Source organism: Micromonospora sp. CNZ280 (assembly GCF_011759515.1).
Window position 1 is genome coordinate 1,173,054 of the sequence record NZ_JAAOYP010000001.1, and the last position, 16,077, is coordinate 1,189,130.

A 16,077-nucleotide genomic window follows, 5' to 3' on the forward strand; every position below is an offset into this window, starting at 1 on the left:
GGCCGGGGCACACCGTCGGCGTGACGGTGTGCCCCGGACCGGGCGTGCTACCGGGTCAGAAGCCCGGGCCGTGCTGGTGGCTGTGGCCGTGGCCGTGCGAGTGCCCGTGCCCGGCGGCGGCCGGCTCCGGCTCGGCCGGCTTCTCCACCACGAGGCTCTCGGTGGTGAGCAGCAGGCCGGCGATCGAGGCGGCGTTGCTGACCGCGTTGCGGGTCACCTTCACCGGGTCGACGATGCCGGACGCGGCCAGGTCGACGTACTCGCCGGTGGCCGCGTCGAGGCCGTGGCCCCACTCCTTGCCGACCACCTTCTGCACCACGACGTAGCCGTCGTGGCCGGCGTTCTGGGCGATCCAGCGCAGCGGCTCGACCAGCGCCTTGCGCACGATCGAGACGCCGACCTTCTCGTCACCGGTGAAGCCCAGGTCGTCGTCGAGCGCCGGGAGGATCTGCGCCAGCGCGGCGCCACCGCCGGGGACGGTGCCCTCCTCGACCGCGGCCTTGGTCGCCGCGATGGCGTCCTCGATGCGGTGCTTGCGCTCCTTCATCTCGACCTCGGTCGCCGCGCCCACCTTGATGACGGCGATGCCGCCGGAGAGCTTGGCCAGCCGCTCGGCGAGCTTCTCCCGGTCCCACTCGGAGTCCGAGGCCTCGATCTCCTTGCGGATCTGGGCCACCCGGTCGGCGACCTCGCTGGCCTGGCCGCCACCGTCGACGATGGTGGTGTTCTCCTTGTCCACCACCACGCGGCGGGCGGTGCCGAGCACCTCCAGGCCGACCTGGTCGAGCTTGTAGCCCAGCTCCGGGGCGACCAGCTCGGCGCCGGTCAGGATGGCCATGTCCTGCAGCATCGCCTTGCGGCGGTCGCCGAAGCCCGGGGCCTTGACCGCGCAGACCTTGACGGTCTTGCGGATCGCGTTGACCACCAGGGTGGACAGCGCCTGACCCTCGACGTCCTCGGCGATGATCAACAGCGGCTTGCTGTTCTGGAGGACCTTCTCCAGCAGCGGCAGCAGCTCCTCGATCGCCGAGATCTTCTGCGTGGTGATCAGGATGTACGGGTCCTCCAGGACCGCCTCCTGCGCCTCCACGTCGGTGACGAAGTTCGGCGAGATGAAGCCCTTGTCGAACTGGAGACCCTCGGTCACGTCCAGCTCGGTGTGCAGGGTGGAGCCTTCCTCGACGGTGATGACGCCGTCGCGGCCGACCTTCTCCATCGCCTCGGCGATCAGGTCGCCGATCGTGGCGTCCTGCGCGGAGACCGTCGCGACGTGCGCGACCGCCTTCTTGTCGGACACCTCGACCGCCCGGGCCAGCAGCGCCTCGGAGACCTTGTTGGCCGCCGCGTCGATGCCCCGCTTCAGGCCGGTCGGGTTGGCGCCGGCCGCGACGTTGCGCAGGCCCTCCCGGACCATCGCCTGGGCCAGCACGGTCGCGGTGGTGGTCCCGTCGCCGGCGACGTCGTTGGTCTTGGTCGCCACCTCCTTGACCAGCTGCGCGCCGAGGTTCTCGTACGGGTTGGTGAGCTCGATCTCCTTGGCGATGGTCACACCATCGTTGGTGATCGTGGGCGCACCGAACTTCTTGTCCAGGACGACGTTGCGCCCGCGCGGGCCGAGGGTGACCTTGACCGCGTCCGCGAGGGCGTTGACACCGTGCTCAAGCAGGTGCCGGGCGTCGTCCGAAAAGCTCAGGATCTTCGCCATGGATGTCCCTTCGAAGCGACGCTGCCCCGGCCCGGCGAGCCGGACCGGGGCAACGACACTGATCGGTTGCTTACTTCTCGATGACCGCGAGGACGTCGCGGGCGGAGAGCACCAGGTACTCCTCGCCGGCGTACTTGACCTCGGTGCCGCCGTACTTCGAGTAGAGGACGGTGTCGCCGACCTTGACGTCGATCGGCACGCGGTTGCCCTTGTCGTCGATCCGGCCCGGGCCGACAGCGAGGACGGTGCCCTCCTGCGGCTTCTCCTTGGCGGTGTCGGGGATCACGATGCCCGACGCCGTGGTGGTCTCAGCCTCGTTCGCCTGGACCACGATCCGGTCCTCGAGCGGCTTGATCGCAACCTTGGTCGCGGTAGTCACGGGCATACCCTCCTGGGGTACTGGTTTCGTTACCGGTCGGCGGGCCGACCAGCGTCAATCTGCCACATGCCACCGGGCGGGGCCGTCGTCGCGGGTGCCGGTCCGCCTGGCGTTCAGCGCCCGGACCGAGCGGCCCGGAAGCTGGCACCCTCAGGGTGAGAGTGCTAATCGCAGGTTATTCCTCGGCTAGCACTCCGTCAAGGAGAGTGCCAACGCCCCGGACCTCGTGTCGCCACTGTTCCGCCAGTGTTCCGCCACGGGACACCGCGACACGCCGGCAACGCCTCGCCACACCGTGATCAGCCCCCTACTCTCCGGTGCCGGCGCGATGTCGAAGGGAGGGAGCGACCGGATGTCCCGGGTACCGACACTGACGTTTCCTGCGCGACCAGCTCCGTCGGGCCCGCCAGGCGCGCGGGCTCAGCCAGGAGGAGCTGGGCAAGCTGATCAACTACTCGTCGTCCCAGGTGAGCGCCGTCGAGATCGGCGAGCGGCCGGTCCAGCCGGACTACCTGGCCGGGTCGACGCGGTGCTCGACACCGGCGGCCTCTTCGTCGCCATGCTGGAGCTGATCCGCTTCCACGCGGCCCCCGCAGATGATCGACACCAGGCCGCCGACGTGGGGCTATCCGACGCCGCCCAACACCCCCACATCGCCGACATGGCGCCGCCAGCACCCGCAGCCGCGCGACGGGACGGCCCGGGCGGGCTGCGAGGCCGGGTCGGCGTGACGGCGTCCGGGCCGCGGGACACCGCGGTATCGCCGGCATGACGGCGTGCGCGGAACGCGGAGCGGGGCCGGGACAATGGGCGGGTGGATCTGGATCAGCTCGCCGCCCTGCGTACCGCCGAGGGGTCGGCCGCGCTCGCCGCGGCGGCCGAGGTGGCCGGCGGCGACCCGCTGGCCGCGGCGTCGGCGCTCCGCTCGGCCGGCGTCCCGGCCGGGCTGGCCGCCGCCGCGCTGACCCAGGTCGAGCTGCGCCGCCGGGCGGCCGGCAAGTTCGGGCCGGAAGCCGCCGGCATGTTCCTCACCCGGCCCGGGCTGGAGCAGGCCACCCGCCGGGTGGCCGCCGACCGGCGGGCCGAACGGTTGCGCGCCGCCGGGGTGCGCACCCTGGCCGACCTGGGCTGCGGGCTCGGCGCCGACGCGCTCGCCGCCGCCCGCGCCGGGATCCGGGTGTACGGCGTCGAGGCCGACCCGGTGACCGCCGCGATGGCCGCGGCGAACGCCGAGGCGGCCGGTGTGGCCGAGCTGTTCACCGTCGAGTGCGGCGACGCCACCGCCTTCGACGTCGACCGGGTCGACGCGGTCTTCTGCGATCCGGCGCGGCGGAAGGCCGGCACCGGCCGGCGGGTGTTCGACCCGAGCGCCTACTCGCCGCCGTGGGACTTCGTGCTCGGGCTGGCCGAGCGGGTGCCGTACACCGTGGTGAAGGTGGCGCCCGGGCTGGACCACGCGCTGATCCCGCCGGGCGCCGAGGCGGAGTGGGTCGGCGTGGACGGTGACCTGGTCGAGGCGACGCTGTGGTGCGGCCGGCTGGCCGAGGTCCCCCGCCGGGCCACCGTGCTGCGTGGCGCGGCGGCACACGTGCTGACCGGCGCCGGCGACCGGCAGGCGCCGGTCGGGCCGGTGCGCCGCTACCTGTACGACCCGGACCCGGCGGTGGTCCGCGCCCACCTGGTCGCCGAGCTGGCCGACGCCCTCGACGCCACGCTCGCCGACCCCGACATCGCCTACCTGTACGCCGACGCGCCGGCCGCCACGCCGTACGCCCGCTGCCTGGCGGTCACCGACGTGCTGCCGTTCTCGCTCAAGCGGCTGCGGGCGCTGCTCCGCGAACGGCGGGTGGGCCGGGTGGAGATCCTCAAACGCGGCTCGGCGCTGGAGCCGGAGCGACTGCGCCGCGACCTGAAGCTGGCCGGCGACAACGCCGCCAGCCTCGTCCTCACCCGGGTGGCCAACGCCCCCACCACGCTCCTCTGCCACCCCGTCCCACCCACCTGACAGCCCCCGCCACCCACCTCCCCGCCCATCACCCGCCGCCCACCTCCCCGCGATCTTGCACTTTCGGCCCCTGATTCGCGCGCTTCACCCGGAATGCCGGGGCCCGTAGTGCAAGATCGCGGGGGCGGGGGTGGGTATTGGGTGGCTTGGCGGGTGGTGCGCCGATAGCTTGTCCGGCATGGCGGGACAGGGAACGCCGGCGACGGCGCTGCTGGCGAAGCGGAAGATCGCCCACAGCACCCATCCGTACGACGTCTCCCCGGACGCGCCGAACTATGGCGGGCTGGTCGCCGAGGCGCTCGGCGTGCCGCCGGAACGGGTGTTCAAGTCGCTGGTCACCGAGGTCGACGGGGTGCTCACGGTGGCGGTCGTGCCGGTGACCGGTGAGCTGGACCTCAAGGCGTTCGCCGCTGCGGTCGGCGGCAAGCGGGCTGCGCTGGCCGACCGTACGGTGGCCGAACGGGTTACCGGCTACGTCCGGGGCGGGATCAGCCCGCTGGGCCAGCGCAAGCGGCTGCCCACCGTGCTCGATTCGTCGGCGCTGAACTTCCAGACCATCTACGTCTCCGCCGGCCGGCGCGGCCTCCAACTCCAACTCGCCCCGGCCGACCTGATCACCCTCACCGCCGCCCAACTCGCCCCCCTCTCCACCACCCCCTGACCCGCCCCCACCCCCAGCGGGTTGATCAAGGGGTTTGGGGCGGGAAATCGCGCTGGGTACGACGCAAACCTCTTGATCAACACGTCGGTGTGACGGCGGCGGGGGTGGGAGCGCTTTCTTGGGGGTGTCGGGGGCGTTGCTGAATTGTTACCGCTGCCAACAAACTCATGACCTCGGCACCCTTGTGGTCGGGTCGGGGGGCGGAATACGTTGCCGGGCACAACAAAACAACACCTACCCCCACCCTCGAAAGGACCCTGCACATGCGCAAGGGCTTCCTCACCTTCGCCGCCGTGGGCCTCCTGACCGTCGGCAGCGTGGCCGCCTGTGGCGACGAATCCGGCAGCGGTGACCAGGCCGGCAGCGCCAAGACCCCGAAGATCGGCGTCATCCTCCCGGACAGCAAGTCCTCCGCCCGGTGGGAGGGCGCCGACCGCAAGTTCCTGGAAGAGGCGTTCAAGGCCGCCGGCGTCCAGTACGACATCCAGAACGCCCAGGGCGACAAGACCCAGTTCCAGACCATCGCCGACCAGATGATCACCAACGGCGTCACCGCCCTGATGATCGTCAACCTGGACTCCGGCACCGGCAAGGCCGTCCTGGACAAGGCCAAGTCGCAGGGTGTCGCGACCATCGACTACGACCGGCTCACCCTCGGCGGCTCCGCCGAGTACTACGTCAGCTTCGACAACGAGGCGGTCGGCAAGCTCCAGGGCGAGGGTCTGGCCAAGTGCCTGACCGACAAGGGCGCCAAGAACCCGGTCGTGGCCTACCTCAACGGCTCGCCGACCGACAACAACGCCACCCTGTTCAAGAACGGGTACGACTCGATCCTCAAGCCGAAGTTCGACTCGAAGGAGTACACCAAGGGCCCGGACCAGTCCGTGCCGGACTGGGACAACGCCCAGGCCGCCACCATCTTCGAGCAGATGCTGACCCAGACCGGCGGCAAGATCGACGGTGTGCTCGCCGCCAACGACGGGCTGGGCAACGCGGCCATCTCGGTGCTGAAGAAGAACAAGCTCAACGGGAAGGTCCCGGTCACCGGCCAGGACGCCACCCCGCAGGGCCTGCAGAACATCCTCGCCGGCGACCAGTGCATGACCGTCTACAAGGCGATCAAGGAGGAGGCGAAGGCCGCCTCCGACCTGGCCATCGCGCTCGCCAAGGGTGAGAAGAAGGAGACCGGGCAGACCGTCAAGGACCCGGAGGGCGGCCGTGACGTCGCGGCCGTGCTGCTCACCCCGAAGCTGATCTACAAGGAGAACGTCAAGGACGTGATCGCCGACGGCTTCGTCACCAAGGACGAGGTCTGCACGGCCGACTACGCCAAGCTCTGCGCCGACGCCGGCATCAGCTGACCGACGCTCCACGTCGTACCCGCCGAGGCGAGCCGCCCGGCACGGGACTCCCCCGTGCCGGGCGGCACTCGCCGGACGGGCTCCGAGATCTCCCCTCCATCCGAAGGAGACACCCCGTGTCCGCAACACCACTGCTGGAGCTACGCGGGATCGACAAGAGCTTCGGTCCCGTCCAGGTCCTGCGTGACGTCGCCTTCGCCGCCCACCCCGGCGAGGTGACCGCGCTGGTCGGCGACAACGGCGCCGGCAAATCGACCCTGGTCAAGTGCATCAGCGGCATATACCAGACCGACGCCGGCGAGTTCCTCTTCGACGGCCGGCCGGTGACCATCAACAGCCCCCGGGACGCCGCCGCGCTCGGCATCGAGGTCGTCTACCAGGACCTGGCGCTCTGCGACAACCTCGACATCGTGCAGAACATGTTCCTCGGCCGGGAGAAGCGCAGCGGCATCGTCCTGGACGAGCCGACGATGGAGCAACTCGCCGCGGAAACGCTGGCCGGGCTCTCCGTCCGCACCGTGAAGTCGTTGCGGCAGCACGTCTCCAGCCTCTCCGGCGGCCAGCGCCAGACGGTGGCCATCGCCAAGGCGGTGCTCTGGAACAGCAAGCTGGTCATCCTCGACGAGCCGACCGCCGCGCTCGGCGTCGCGCAGACCGCGCAGGTGCTCGAACTGGTCCGCCGGCTGGCCGACAACGGCCTGGCCGTCGTGCTCATCTCGCACAACATGAACGACGTCTTCGCCGTCTCCGACCGGATCGCCGCGCTCTACCTCGGCCAGATGGTCGCCCAGGTGAAGACCACCGACATCACCCACGCCCAGGTGGTGGAGCTGATCACCGCCGGCCGCTCCGGCGGGCTCGGCCTCCCCGCCGAGGCGGCCAGCAACGGCCACGGCGCCGAGCCGACCCAGACCACCACAGGAGGCGTCCAGTGACCACCACGGTCGTGCAGAAGGAAGGCCCGGCGGCGGTCACACCGGTGCCCACCCTCGGCAGCCACGTACGCAACTACGTCGGCCGGGTACGCGGTGGCGACATCGGCGCGCTGCCGGCCGTGCTCGGCCTGATCGTGCTCTGCACGGTCTTCTCGATCATGCGGCCGTCGTTCCTCACCGCCGGCAACTTCGCCAACCTGTTCACCCAGGGCGCGGCAGTCACCCTGATCGCCATGGGTCTGGTCTTCGTCCTGTTGCTCGGCGAGATCGACCTCTCCGCCGGCTTCGCCAGCGGCGTCTGCGCCGCGGTGCTGGCCAATGTGGTGACCGTGCTCGGCTACCCCTGGTACGTCGCGGTGGTCGCGGCCCTGGCCACCGGCGTGGTGATCGGCACGACGCTGGGCTTCCTGGTCGCCAAGATCGGGATCCCGTCCTTCGTGGTGACCCTCGCCGGCTTCCTCGCCTTCCAGGGTGTCGTGCTGATGCTCATGGAGGAGGGCACGAACATCTCGGTGCGGGACGACGTCCTGGTGGCGATCGCCAACCGCAACCTGCCGCCCGTCCTCGGCTGGCTGCTGGCCGCCGTCGCGGTCGCCGGCTTCGCGGCGGTGCAACTGCTGCGGCACCGCAACCGCGCCAACCGGGGGCTGGTCACCGACCCGCTCGCCGTGGTGTTCGTCCGGATCGGCGGCCTCGCGGTGATCCTCGGCGTCGCGGTCTTCATCCTCAACCTGGAGCGCAGCCGCAACGTCCTGATCAGCTCGCTCAAGGGTGTGCCGATCGTCGTGCCGATCATCGCGCTGCTGCTGGTCCTCTGGACCTTCGTGCTCCAGCGCACCAGCTACGGCCGGCACGTCTACGCGGTCGGCGGCAACAAGGAGGCGGCGCGCCGGGCCGGCATCAACGTGGACCGGATCCGCATCTCGGTCTTCATGATCTGCTCCTCGATGGCCGCCGTCGGCGGCATCGTGGCGGCCAGCCGGGCCAACTCGGTGGACCCCAACACCGGTGGCAGTAACGTACTGCTCTACGCCGTGGGCGCGGCGGTCATCGGCGGCACCAGCCTCTTCGGCGGCAAGGGCCGGGTGCTGGACGCCGTGCTCGGTGGCGCGGTGGTCGCGGTGATCGACAACGGGATGGGTCTGATGGGGTACAGCTCGGGCGTGAAGTACGTGGTCACCGGCGTGGTGCTGCTGCTCGCCGCGAGCGTGGACGCCTTCTCCCGGCGCCGTTCCTCGGCGACCGGCACGCGCTGACTCCCGCGGTACCGACGTGGCGACAGTAATGCGCGCAGGGCCGAGCCAGGACGAGATCCGCCGGCAGAACCTCGGTGCGCTGCTGCGCTACGTGCACGTCCACGGGGCGACCACCCGCGCGGAGCTGACCACCGCGCTGGGGTTGAACCGCAGCACCATCGGCGCGCTGACCGCCGACCTGGCCGGCGCCGGGCTGGTCAGCGAGGGAACGCCGAAGGAGACCGGCCGGGCCGGACGACCGTCGCTGGTCGTCCGGCCCGAGTCGGCGCGGGTGTACGCGTACGCGTACAGCATCGAGGTGGACCGGCTGCGGGCCGCGCGGGTCGGGCTCGGCGGCACGGTGCTCGACCGCCGGGAGCTGGACCGGCCCCGCGGCCTGACCGCCGCGGAGGCCGCGCCGCTGCTCGCCGGGGCGGTCAAGGAGATGCAGCACGGGGTGCCGGGCGAGTCGATCTGCGTCGGCGCGGGGGTCGCGGTCTGCGGCATGGTGCGCCGCGCCGACGGCCTGGTGCGGCTGGGCCCGACCACCGGCTGGGTGGACGAGCCGATCGGCGCGGCGCTCGGCGCGGAACTCGGCTGCGAGGTGCCGGTCACCGTCGGGAACGTGGCCGACGTGGCGGCCTTCGCCGAGCACGCCCGGGGCGCGGCGGCCGGTTGCGACAACGTCATCTACCTCTACGGCGACGTCGGCGTGGGCGCCGGCATCATCGCCGGCGGCCGGCGGGTGACCGGGCACGGCGGGTACGGCGGCGAGGTGGGCCACATGAAGGTGGTCCGCGACGGCGAGCGCTGCGAATGCGGCTCCCGGGGCTGCTGGGAGACCGAGATCGGTGAGCACGCGCTGCTGCGCCACGCCGGCCGCTCGGACGCCCGCGGGCGGGACGCGCTGCTGGCCGTCTTCGACGCCGCCGACCGGGGCGACGCCCGGGCCCAGTCGGCGGTCCGCCAGGCCGGCGACTGGCTCGGTTTCGGGGTGGCCAACCTGGTCAACATCTTCAACCCGGAGATGGTCATCTTCGGCGGCACCATGCGCGACCTCTACCTCGCCGCGGCGGCCCAGGTCCGCAGCCGGCTCAACTCCAACGCGCTGGCCGCCTGCCTGGAACACGTCCGGCTGCGCACCCCCAAGCTGGGCGAGGACGCCGCCCTGGTCGGTGCGGCCGAGCTGGCCTTCGAGCGGCTGCTCGCCGACCCGCTCGACGCCGGCTGACCGGCGGCACCAGGGCTGAGCGGCGACGCGGGCCGGCTGCGAGCACCCGGCGGTGATCGGCGACGCCGGGGCTGAGCGGCGACGCCGGCCGGGGGACACTCGGCTGACCGGCGGACCCGCCGGAGCGCGGTTCCTGCGTAGCCTGTCCCCCGTGGACGTCCAGTTGCGCGCCTCCGACGACGACCGGCACCGGGTGGTCGCCGAGCTGCAACGGCACACCGCCGCCGGCCGGCTCACCCTGGACGAGTTCGCCGACCGGGCCGGTTCCGTCTGGACCGCCCGTACGCTCGGCGACCTCGCCGCGCTCACCCGGGACCTGCCCCCTCCGGCCGCCCCGGCCGCCGCCGACCCGGCCGCCACGCACGGCCGGCGGGAACTGCTGGCGATCTTCGCCGCCGCCGCGCTCACCCTGCTGCTGCTCGGTCTGGTGCTGGCCGCCGTCCGCTGACCGCCACCGCAACGGGAATGAACTGATCGGACGATCAGCCCGTACCAGTGGGCGGACGGGCGGCCGGCGGGATGCGGCCCGCCCGGCGGAGGCGTTCGGCCCGGACCGAGGAGGCAGCACAGACATGGCATCGCTCAGTTCCGCCCGCCGTCGGCAGGTGCACCGGACCCGTCGGCTGGCGGTGCTGCTCGTCACGATCGCCGCCGGGCTGGGCGTGCTGCCCGGCATGGCCGTCGCCGCGCCGGTCGGACAGCAGCTCAACGCCGCCGACGCCGCCCTGCTCAACGGCGTCCGGCTGGCCGGGCTCTGGGAGATGCCGGCCGGGCAGATGGCCGCCGAGAAGGGCCAGTCGGCCAAGGTCCGGGAGATCGGCGCCGGCATCGCCACCGAGCACGAGGAGCTGGACCGGCTGACCGTGGAGGCGGCCAACAAGCTGGGCGCGACCATCCCGACCGACCCGACGGACGAGCAGAAGGGCTGGTTGAAGGAGATGCAGAACGCCACCGGCGCGCGCTTCGACCAGATCTTCGTCACCCGGCTGCGGGTCGCGCACGGCAAGATCTTCCCGGTGATCGGGGCGGTGCGGGCCAGCACCCGCGACCCGATCGTGCGCAAGCTCGCCGAGGACGCCAACCGGTTCGTCATGCACCACATGCAGATGCTGGAGAGCACCGGCCTGGTGCGGTGGCCGGAACTCCCGCCCGCCGCGCTGCCCGCCCCCGGCAACGACGGGCTGCTCGCCGCCGCCTCGGCCAACACCGGTCCGCAGATGGGCGTCAGCAGCACCGTGGTCTGGCTGGTCTTCCTCGCCGCGCTGGGCACCGGCGGGATCGCCACCTACCGGATGCTCCGCCGCACCTGACCCGCCCGGGCCGCGGCCGGTCGGCGGTGGTGCGGCCGCCGGCCGGCTACTCGTTCTGGGTCGGTCCGAGCAGGCGGATCTCCTCGATGTCCAGCACGGCCTGCACCTCGCGCAGCACGATGTCGTCGATCTGGTTCGTGTCGCGCAGCCGGGTGACCTCCCGGCGCTTGTGTTCGAGGACGGCGAGACGCAGTTGGCGGTCCAGCTCCCGGGTCTGCTCCGGCTCCTCCCCCCGCTCCTCGGCGGCGACCGAGGCCAGGTGCTTCTGGTACTCGCCGCGCATCCGTTCGACGACCTCCTGCTCGATGCCGAGTCGGGCGGCCACCTCGGGCAACGCCGCCAGGCCGGCCTCGGTGGCCCGCCGCCGGGCCAGCCGGACCTCGTTCTCCCGCTGTTCGTCGCCGACCAGGCCCGCCCAGCGGACCACGGCCGGCAGCGTGGTGCCCTGGATCAGCATGATCAGCAGGATCACCACCACCGTGGTGAAGATGATCAGGTCGCGTTCGTGCACCGGGGCGCCGGCCGTGGTGGTCACCGGAACCGCGAGCGCGGCCGCCAGGGAGACGGCACCGCGGAAGCCGGCCCACCCGGTCGCGGTCCGCACCCGCCACGACACCCGCGTGGCCCGTTGGGAGCTGCGCCGGTCGACCGCCTGGATCAGGGCCGTGGTGACGTGGACGTAGAGCAACCGGATCGCGATGACGACGCCGGTCACCCCCACCGCGATGGTCAGCGCCTGCGCGGCGGAGGTGCTGGTGAGACTGCGCAGGGCGCGCGGGATCTGCATCCCGAGCAGGATGAAGAGGCTGCCGTTGATCAGGAACGTGGACAGGTCCCAGAAATCGAACGCCATGATCCGGGAGCGGGCCCGGATCACCCGCGGGCTGGCGTAGGCGACCATCAGCCCCGCGACCACCACCGCCAGGACGCCGCTGGCGTGGATCTCCTCGGCGAGGAAGAAGGCGGCGAACGGGGTGAGCACGCTCAGCCCGCCCTCGCGCAGCGGGTCGTCGAGCCGCTTCCGGATGAGGATGACCAGCAGGCCGACCACGAGGCCGGCGGCGACGCCGCCGGCCGACGCGACGAGGAACCGCTCCGTCAGCGCGAACAGGCCCGGCTCGACGCCGCCGACGACCAGGCCCACGGCGACCGAGAACAGCACGAGCGCGGTGCCGTCGTTGATCAGGCTCTCCGCGTGCAGGGTGGTCAGGATCCGGCGCGGCATCCGCTTGGCCAGCCCGGCGACCGCCGCGGCGTCGGTCGGCGCGAGCACCGCGCCGAGCACCCAGGCCGCGGCGGGTTCGATGCCGAACCGCTCCACGAAGATCGTCACCGCGACCATGGTCACGATCACCAGGCCCACCGCGAGCAACGTGATCGGCACCAGGTTGGCCCGGATCTCCCGCAGGCTGGTGGTGATGCTCTCCCGGTAGAGGATCGCCGGCAGGAAGAGCAGCAGCACCACCTCGGGGTCGAGCACCACGTGGGACAGCGGGGGCAGTAGCGCGAGCAGCGCGCCCATGGTGATCAGCAGGACCGGCGGCGCCACGCTGTACCGGCCGCCCAGCGTGGTGCCGACCAGCACGGTGGCGCCCAGCACCACGATCAGTACCAGCGCCTCCACACCCCACCCCCGCACACATGGTGGTACGGCGGACCGGCGGCGCACCGCCGTTCGTCCGAATTGGCGCAGGCCGGTCAGCGGACCGGCCAGAGCCGGTCAGGCCGGTCAGGGCCGGTCGCCGTGCCAGGAGCGCCAGAGGGCGGCGTACGGGCCACCGGCCGCGACCAGCTCGTCGTGCGGGCCGAGCTCGGTGATCCGGCCGTCCTCGACCACCGCCACCCGGTCCGCGTCGTGCGCCGAGAAGAGCCGGTGCGCGATGGCGATCACCGTCCGGCCGGCCAGCACGGCGGCCAGCGAACGCTCCAGGTGCCGGGCGGCCCGGGGGTCGATCAGCGAGGTGGCCTCGTCGAGCACCAGGGTGTGCGGGTCGGCCAGCACCAGCCGGGCCAGCGCCAGCTGCTGTGCCTGGGCCGGCGAGAGTGGGTGCCCGCCGGCGCCGACCACGGTGTCCAGCCCGTCCGGCAGCGCCCGCGCCCAGTCCAGCGCGTCGACGGCGGCCAGCGCCGACTCCACGGCCGCCTCGTCGGCGCCCGGCCGGACCATCGCCACGTTCTCCCGGAGCGTGCCGATGAAGACGTGGTGCTCCTGGGTGACCAGCGCGACGTGCGAGCGCAGCTCGTCCAGGGGCAGTTCGTCCAGCCGCCGGCCGGCCACGGTGACCGAGCCGGAGCGGGGCGCGTGCACCCCGGCGAGCAGCCGCCCCAGGGTGGACTTGCCGGCGCCCGACGGGCCTACCATGGCCAGCTTCTCGCCCGGCTCCGGCACCAGGGTCACTCCGTGCAGCACGTCCCGGCCGGGCCGGTAGGCGTACCGGACGTCGCGGGCGGCGAGCCGCCGGTCCCCGTCCGGCCCCGCGCCGCCCGCCGGTTCGCCGGTGGCCGCGCGGGCCTGAGGCACGGCGGGGCCGGCCTGGGTGGCGGCGGGGTTGGCCGGGGCGGCGGGCGGGTCGCCGGCCACGCCGAGCAGCCGGGCCATCGAGGCGCCGCCGACCTGGAACTCGTCCAGCCAGGAGAGCAGCCGGTCGATCGGGTCCACGAGCTGCTGCACGTAGAGGGTGGCGGCGGTGACCTGACCGAGGCTGACCCAGCCCTCCAGGTAGAACCAGCCACCGACCAGCAGGGTGGCGGCCACCGGCACCACGTACCCGATCTCGGCGACCGGGAAGAAGATGGTGCGCAGCCAGAGGGTGTACCGCTCGGCCGCGTACGACCGGCGGATGTCGGCGTCGATGCGGGCCCGCCGGCGTGCCTGCTGCCGCAGCGCCTCGGTGGTCCGCGACCCCTCGACGGTCTCGCTGATCCCGTCGGTGATGTCGGAGTAGGCGGCGTTCTCCCGCAGGTAGCCCTGCGGCGCGCGGCGCAGGTACCAGCGGGTGCCGGCCCAGAGCACCGGCACCGCGATCAGGCAGGGCAGCGCCAGCAGCGGGCCGACCAGCACCAGCGCGCCGATGATGAAGCCGGCGGTGACGATCGCGATGAGCGTCTCCGGCACCGCGAAGCGGACCGTGCGGGACAGCGCCGAGACGTCCCGGGAGGTACGGGTGAGCAGGTCGCCGGTGCCGGCCCGCTCGACGGTGGCCAGCGGCAGGGCCAGCATCCGGTCGACGAACTCCTCGCGCAGCTCGGCCAGCACCCGCTCGCCGAGCCGGGCCGAGGCCAGGTGGGCGAAGCGCACCAGCACCGACTGCACCACCACGAACCCGGCGATGAGCAGGGCGATCCGGTCCACCGTGGTGCCGGTGGTGCCGCGAGAGATCCCCTCCACCAGGTCGCCGAGCAGCCGCGGCGCGACCAGGCCGGCCGCGGCGGCCAGCGCGTGCAGGGCCAGCGCCGCGGCGAGTGCGCGCGGGTGCCGGCGGACCAGGCCGCGCGCGTATCGGCGCACCTGCGCCGCGTCGGCGACCGGCAGTGCGGTGCCCATCAGTCCTCCTCCCGGCTCACCGTGGCCCGGTAGCGCGGTTCGGTGTCGCGCAGCTCGGCGTGCGTCCCCTCGGCCACCGCCTTGCCGTCCTCCACGAAGATCACGTGCTCGGCCCGGCCGAGCACCAGCGGGCTGGTGGTGCAGACCAGGGTGGTGCGCCCGGCGCGGGCGACGGCGAGCCGGTCCGCGATCCGCGCCTCGGTGTGCGCGTCGACCGCGCTGGTCGGCTCGACCAGCAGCAGCGTTTCCGGGTCGGCGACCAGCGCCCGGGCCAGCCGCAGCCGCTGCTGCTGCCCGCCGGAGAACTCCCGGCCCCGCTCGGCGACCGCGCTGTCCAGCCCGTCGGGCAGCGCGTCGACGATGTCCGTCGCGCTCGCCGCGGCCAGCGCCGCCGCGATCGCCGCGTCGTCGGCCGTGTCGTGCGGGTCCAGCTCCGCCCGGAGCGACCCGGTGAACAGGTGCGCGTCGTTGTCGGCCACCATGATCCGCTCACGCACCGTGGCCAGCGGCAGGTCCCGCAGCGGTACGCCGTGCAGGGTCGCCTCCCCGTCGACGTACCGGCCGAGCCGGTCCACGATCGCCGCCGCCTCCTCGGGCGCGGTCGCGGCGAGCGCGGTGAACCGGCCGGGGCGCAGCGTCACCCCGGACTCGACGTCCACCAGCTCGCCCGGACCGTCCGGCAGGCGCGCCGGACGCGCCGGGTCGGCCAGCTCCGGGGTGAGCCGGAGCAGCCGGACCACCCGTCGGGCGGCGACGTGGCCGCGGGTCAGCTTGTCCACCGTCTCGGTGAGCTGCCGCAGCGGGCTGACCAGGAACGCGGTGTAGCCGTAGAAGGCGACCAGCTGACCGGCGCTGATCTCGCCGCGCAGCGCGAACCGGGCGCCGAGCCAGGTGACCAGCACCAGGAAGGCGCCGGGGAGCAGCACCTGCGCCGCCTCCAGCAGCGACTCGACCCGGGCCACCCGTACGCCGTCGGCGCGCAGCGCCTGCGACTGCGCCCGGTAGCGGGCGGACAGCATTGGCTCGCCGCCGACGCCGCGCAGCACCCGCAGCCCGGAGACGATGTCACCGGCCCGGGTGGTCAGCGCCCCCTCGGAGTCCCGGTACGCCTGCTGCTGCCGGTGCAGCGGCCGGATGAGCAGGCCGACCACCGCCATCAGCAGCGGCACGCCGAGCACCACGACCAGGCCGAGCGGCACCGAGGCGCCGAGCAGGATCACCGCGACGGTGACGATGGCGACCACCGCGCCGGTGCCTCGGGCGGTGATGTCGATCGCGTGGCCGATGTGGCTGATGTCGGCGGTGCCGATGCTCACCACCTCGCCGGCGGCCACCCGGCGGGGCAGGGCGGCGCCGAGCCGGTTGGCGGTCTGCACGGTCAGCTGCACCGTCCGGTACGCTGCGGCGAGCCAGTTGAACACCGCGCACCGGTGCCGCAGGATCCCGGCGACCGCCTGGAGCACGCCCAGGCCGAGCAGCACCAACCCCCAGGTGACCAGGGCACCCTCGTCGCGGCGGGTGAGCCCGTCCACGGCCCGGCCGACGGCGGCGGGCATCAGCGCCTGGGCGACCATCCAGAGCACGCCGAGGGCGATGCCGGCGCTGAACACGGCCTTGTGCCGCAGCGCCAGCCACACCAGGTAGCGGGTCGCCGACCGCGAGTCGGGTACGCCGGGATCGCCGGCCGGTAAGGAGCGCATAGCCCCTCGAC

15 protein-coding genes are annotated in these 16,077 nt (G+C 73.0%); 10 read left to right on the forward strand and 5 right to left on the reverse strand.

Going from position 1 to position 16,077, the window contains the following annotated elements; genetic code table 11:
• Nucleotides 1-55: 55 nt before the first annotated feature.
• Together groL and groES are read right to left on the reverse strand one after the other, a co-directional pair.
• Nucleotides 56-1,705, reverse strand: coding sequence for a chaperonin GroEL (groL, locus tag FHX32_RS05520; RefSeq protein WP_167179754.1), 1,650 nt, complete (start codon nt 1,703-1,705; stop codon nt 56-58).
• A 70-nt stretch (nt 1,706-1,775) separates the two neighbouring features.
• Nucleotides 1,776-2,090 (reverse strand): co-chaperone GroES, encoded by a 315-nt coding sequence (gene groES, locus FHX32_RS05525; protein WP_018222648.1) that lies wholly within the window; start codon nt 2,088-2,090, stop codon nt 1,776-1,778.
• Nucleotides 2,091-2,464: 374 nt separating this feature from the next.
• Here groES and FHX32_RS05530 point away from each other — a divergent pair, with 374 nt between their 5' ends.
• The 10 genes from FHX32_RS05530 to FHX32_RS05575 all read left to right on the forward strand — a co-directional run bounded on the left by FHX32_RS05530 (nt 2,465) and on the right by FHX32_RS05575 (nt 10,822).
• Nucleotides 2,465-2,656 (forward strand): helix-turn-helix domain-containing protein, encoded by a 192-nt coding sequence (locus FHX32_RS05530; RefSeq protein ID WP_167182276.1) that lies wholly within the window; start codon nt 2,465-2,467, stop codon nt 2,654-2,656.
• Nucleotides 2,614-2,856: a hypothetical protein gene (locus FHX32_RS05535; RefSeq protein WP_167179755.1), complete on the forward strand. Its 243-nt coding sequence runs from the start codon at nt 2,614-2,616 to the stop codon at nt 2,854-2,856. The genes FHX32_RS05530 and FHX32_RS05535 overlap by 43 nt, the downstream gene beginning before the upstream one ends.
• Nucleotides 2,857-2,898: 42 nt before the next feature.
• Nucleotides 2,899-4,089 (forward strand): THUMP-like domain-containing protein, encoded by a 1,191-nt coding sequence (locus FHX32_RS05540; RefSeq protein WP_167179756.1) that lies wholly within the window; start codon nt 2,899-2,901, stop codon nt 4,087-4,089.
• Between the two features lie 178 nt (nt 4,090-4,267).
• Entirely contained in the window at nt 4,268-4,750 is a 483-nt protein-coding gene (gene ybaK / locus FHX32_RS05545; RefSeq protein ID WP_167179757.1) for a Cys-tRNA(Pro) deacylase, read from the forward strand.
• Between the two features lie 263 nt (nt 4,751-5,013).
• Nucleotides 5,014-6,111, forward strand: coding sequence for an ABC transporter substrate-binding protein (locus tag FHX32_RS05550; RefSeq protein ID WP_167179758.1), 1,098 nt, complete (start codon nt 5,014-5,016; stop codon nt 6,109-6,111).
• A 116-nt stretch (nt 6,112-6,227) separates the two neighbouring features.
• Nucleotides 6,228-7,046: an ATP-binding cassette domain-containing protein gene (locus FHX32_RS05555; RefSeq protein WP_167179759.1), complete on the forward strand. Its 819-nt coding sequence runs from the start codon at nt 6,228-6,230 to the stop codon at nt 7,044-7,046.
• Nucleotides 7,043-8,302, forward strand: coding sequence for an ABC transporter permease subunit (locus FHX32_RS05560; protein ID WP_167179760.1), 1,260 nt, complete (start codon nt 7,043-7,045; stop codon nt 8,300-8,302). The genes FHX32_RS05555 and FHX32_RS05560 overlap by 4 nt, the downstream gene beginning before the upstream one ends.
• Nucleotides 8,303-8,330: 28 nt before the next feature.
• Entirely contained in the window at nt 8,331-9,512 is a 1,182-nt protein-coding gene (locus tag FHX32_RS05565) for an ROK family protein (protein ID WP_167179761.1), read from the forward strand.
• Between the two features lie 151 nt (nt 9,513-9,663).
• Nucleotides 9,664-9,960: a DUF1707 SHOCT-like domain-containing protein gene (locus tag FHX32_RS05570; RefSeq protein WP_167179762.1), complete on the forward strand. Its 297-nt coding sequence runs from the start codon at nt 9,664-9,666 to the stop codon at nt 9,958-9,960.
• A gap of 124 nt (nt 9,961-10,084) precedes the next feature.
• Nucleotides 10,085-10,822: a DUF4142 domain-containing protein gene (locus tag FHX32_RS05575; RefSeq protein WP_167179763.1), complete on the forward strand. Its 738-nt coding sequence runs from the start codon at nt 10,085-10,087 to the stop codon at nt 10,820-10,822.
• Nucleotides 10,823-10,868: 46 nt separating this feature from the next.
• Here FHX32_RS05575 and FHX32_RS05580 read toward each other — a convergent pair whose 3' ends face one another.
• The 3 genes from FHX32_RS05580 to FHX32_RS05590 all read right to left on the reverse strand — a co-directional run bounded on the left by FHX32_RS05580 (nt 10,869) and on the right by FHX32_RS05590 (nt 16,066).
• Nucleotides 10,869-12,446, reverse strand: a complete 1,578-nt coding sequence (locus tag FHX32_RS05580) for a Na+/H+ antiporter (RefSeq protein ID WP_167179764.1) — start codon at nt 12,444-12,446, stop codon at nt 10,869-10,871.
• A 105-nt stretch (nt 12,447-12,551) separates the two neighbouring features.
• The gene (locus tag FHX32_RS05585; protein WP_167179765.1) at nt 12,552-14,366 is read right to left on the reverse strand and encodes an ABC transporter ATP-binding protein; all 1,815 of its coding nucleotides are present in this window, start codon (nt 14,364-14,366) and stop codon (nt 12,552-12,554) included.
• A complete protein-coding gene (locus FHX32_RS05590) occupies nt 14,366-16,066 on the reverse strand; it encodes an ABC transporter ATP-binding protein (protein WP_167179766.1) in 1,701 nt (566 codons plus the stop codon). The genes FHX32_RS05585 and FHX32_RS05590 overlap by 1 nt, the downstream gene beginning before the upstream one ends.
• Nucleotides 16,067-16,077 lie beyond the last annotated feature (11 nt).

Bases quoted from the DNA above. Each gene is read 5' to 3' on its own strand.
- groL (WP_167179754.1), bottom strand. From the start codon at position 1,705: ATGGCGAAGATCCTGAGCTTTTCGGACGACGCCCGGCACCTGCTTGAG.
- groES (WP_018222648.1), bottom strand. From the start codon at position 2,090: ATGCCCGTGACTACCGCGACCAAGGTTGCGATCAAGCCGCTCGAGGAC.
- ybaK (WP_167179757.1), top strand. From the start codon at position 4,268: ATGGCGGGACAGGGAACGCCGGCGACGGCGCTGCTGGCGAAGCGGAAG.
- FHX32_RS05550 (WP_167179758.1), top strand. From the start codon at position 5,014: ATGCGCAAGGGCTTCCTCACCTTCGCCGCCGTGGGCCTCCTGACCGTC.
- FHX32_RS05565 (WP_167179761.1), top strand. From the start codon at position 8,331: ATGCGCGCAGGGCCGAGCCAGGACGAGATCCGCCGGCAGAACCTCGGT.
- FHX32_RS05575 (WP_167179763.1), top strand. From the start codon at position 10,085: ATGGCATCGCTCAGTTCCGCCCGCCGTCGGCAGGTGCACCGGACCCGT.
- FHX32_RS05585 (WP_167179765.1), bottom strand. From the start codon at position 14,366: ATGGGCACCGCACTGCCGGTCGCCGACGCGGCGCAGGTGCGCCGATAC.
- FHX32_RS05590 (WP_167179766.1), bottom strand. From the start codon at position 16,066: ATGCGCTCCTTACCGGCCGGCGATCCCGGCGTACCCGACTCGCGGTCG.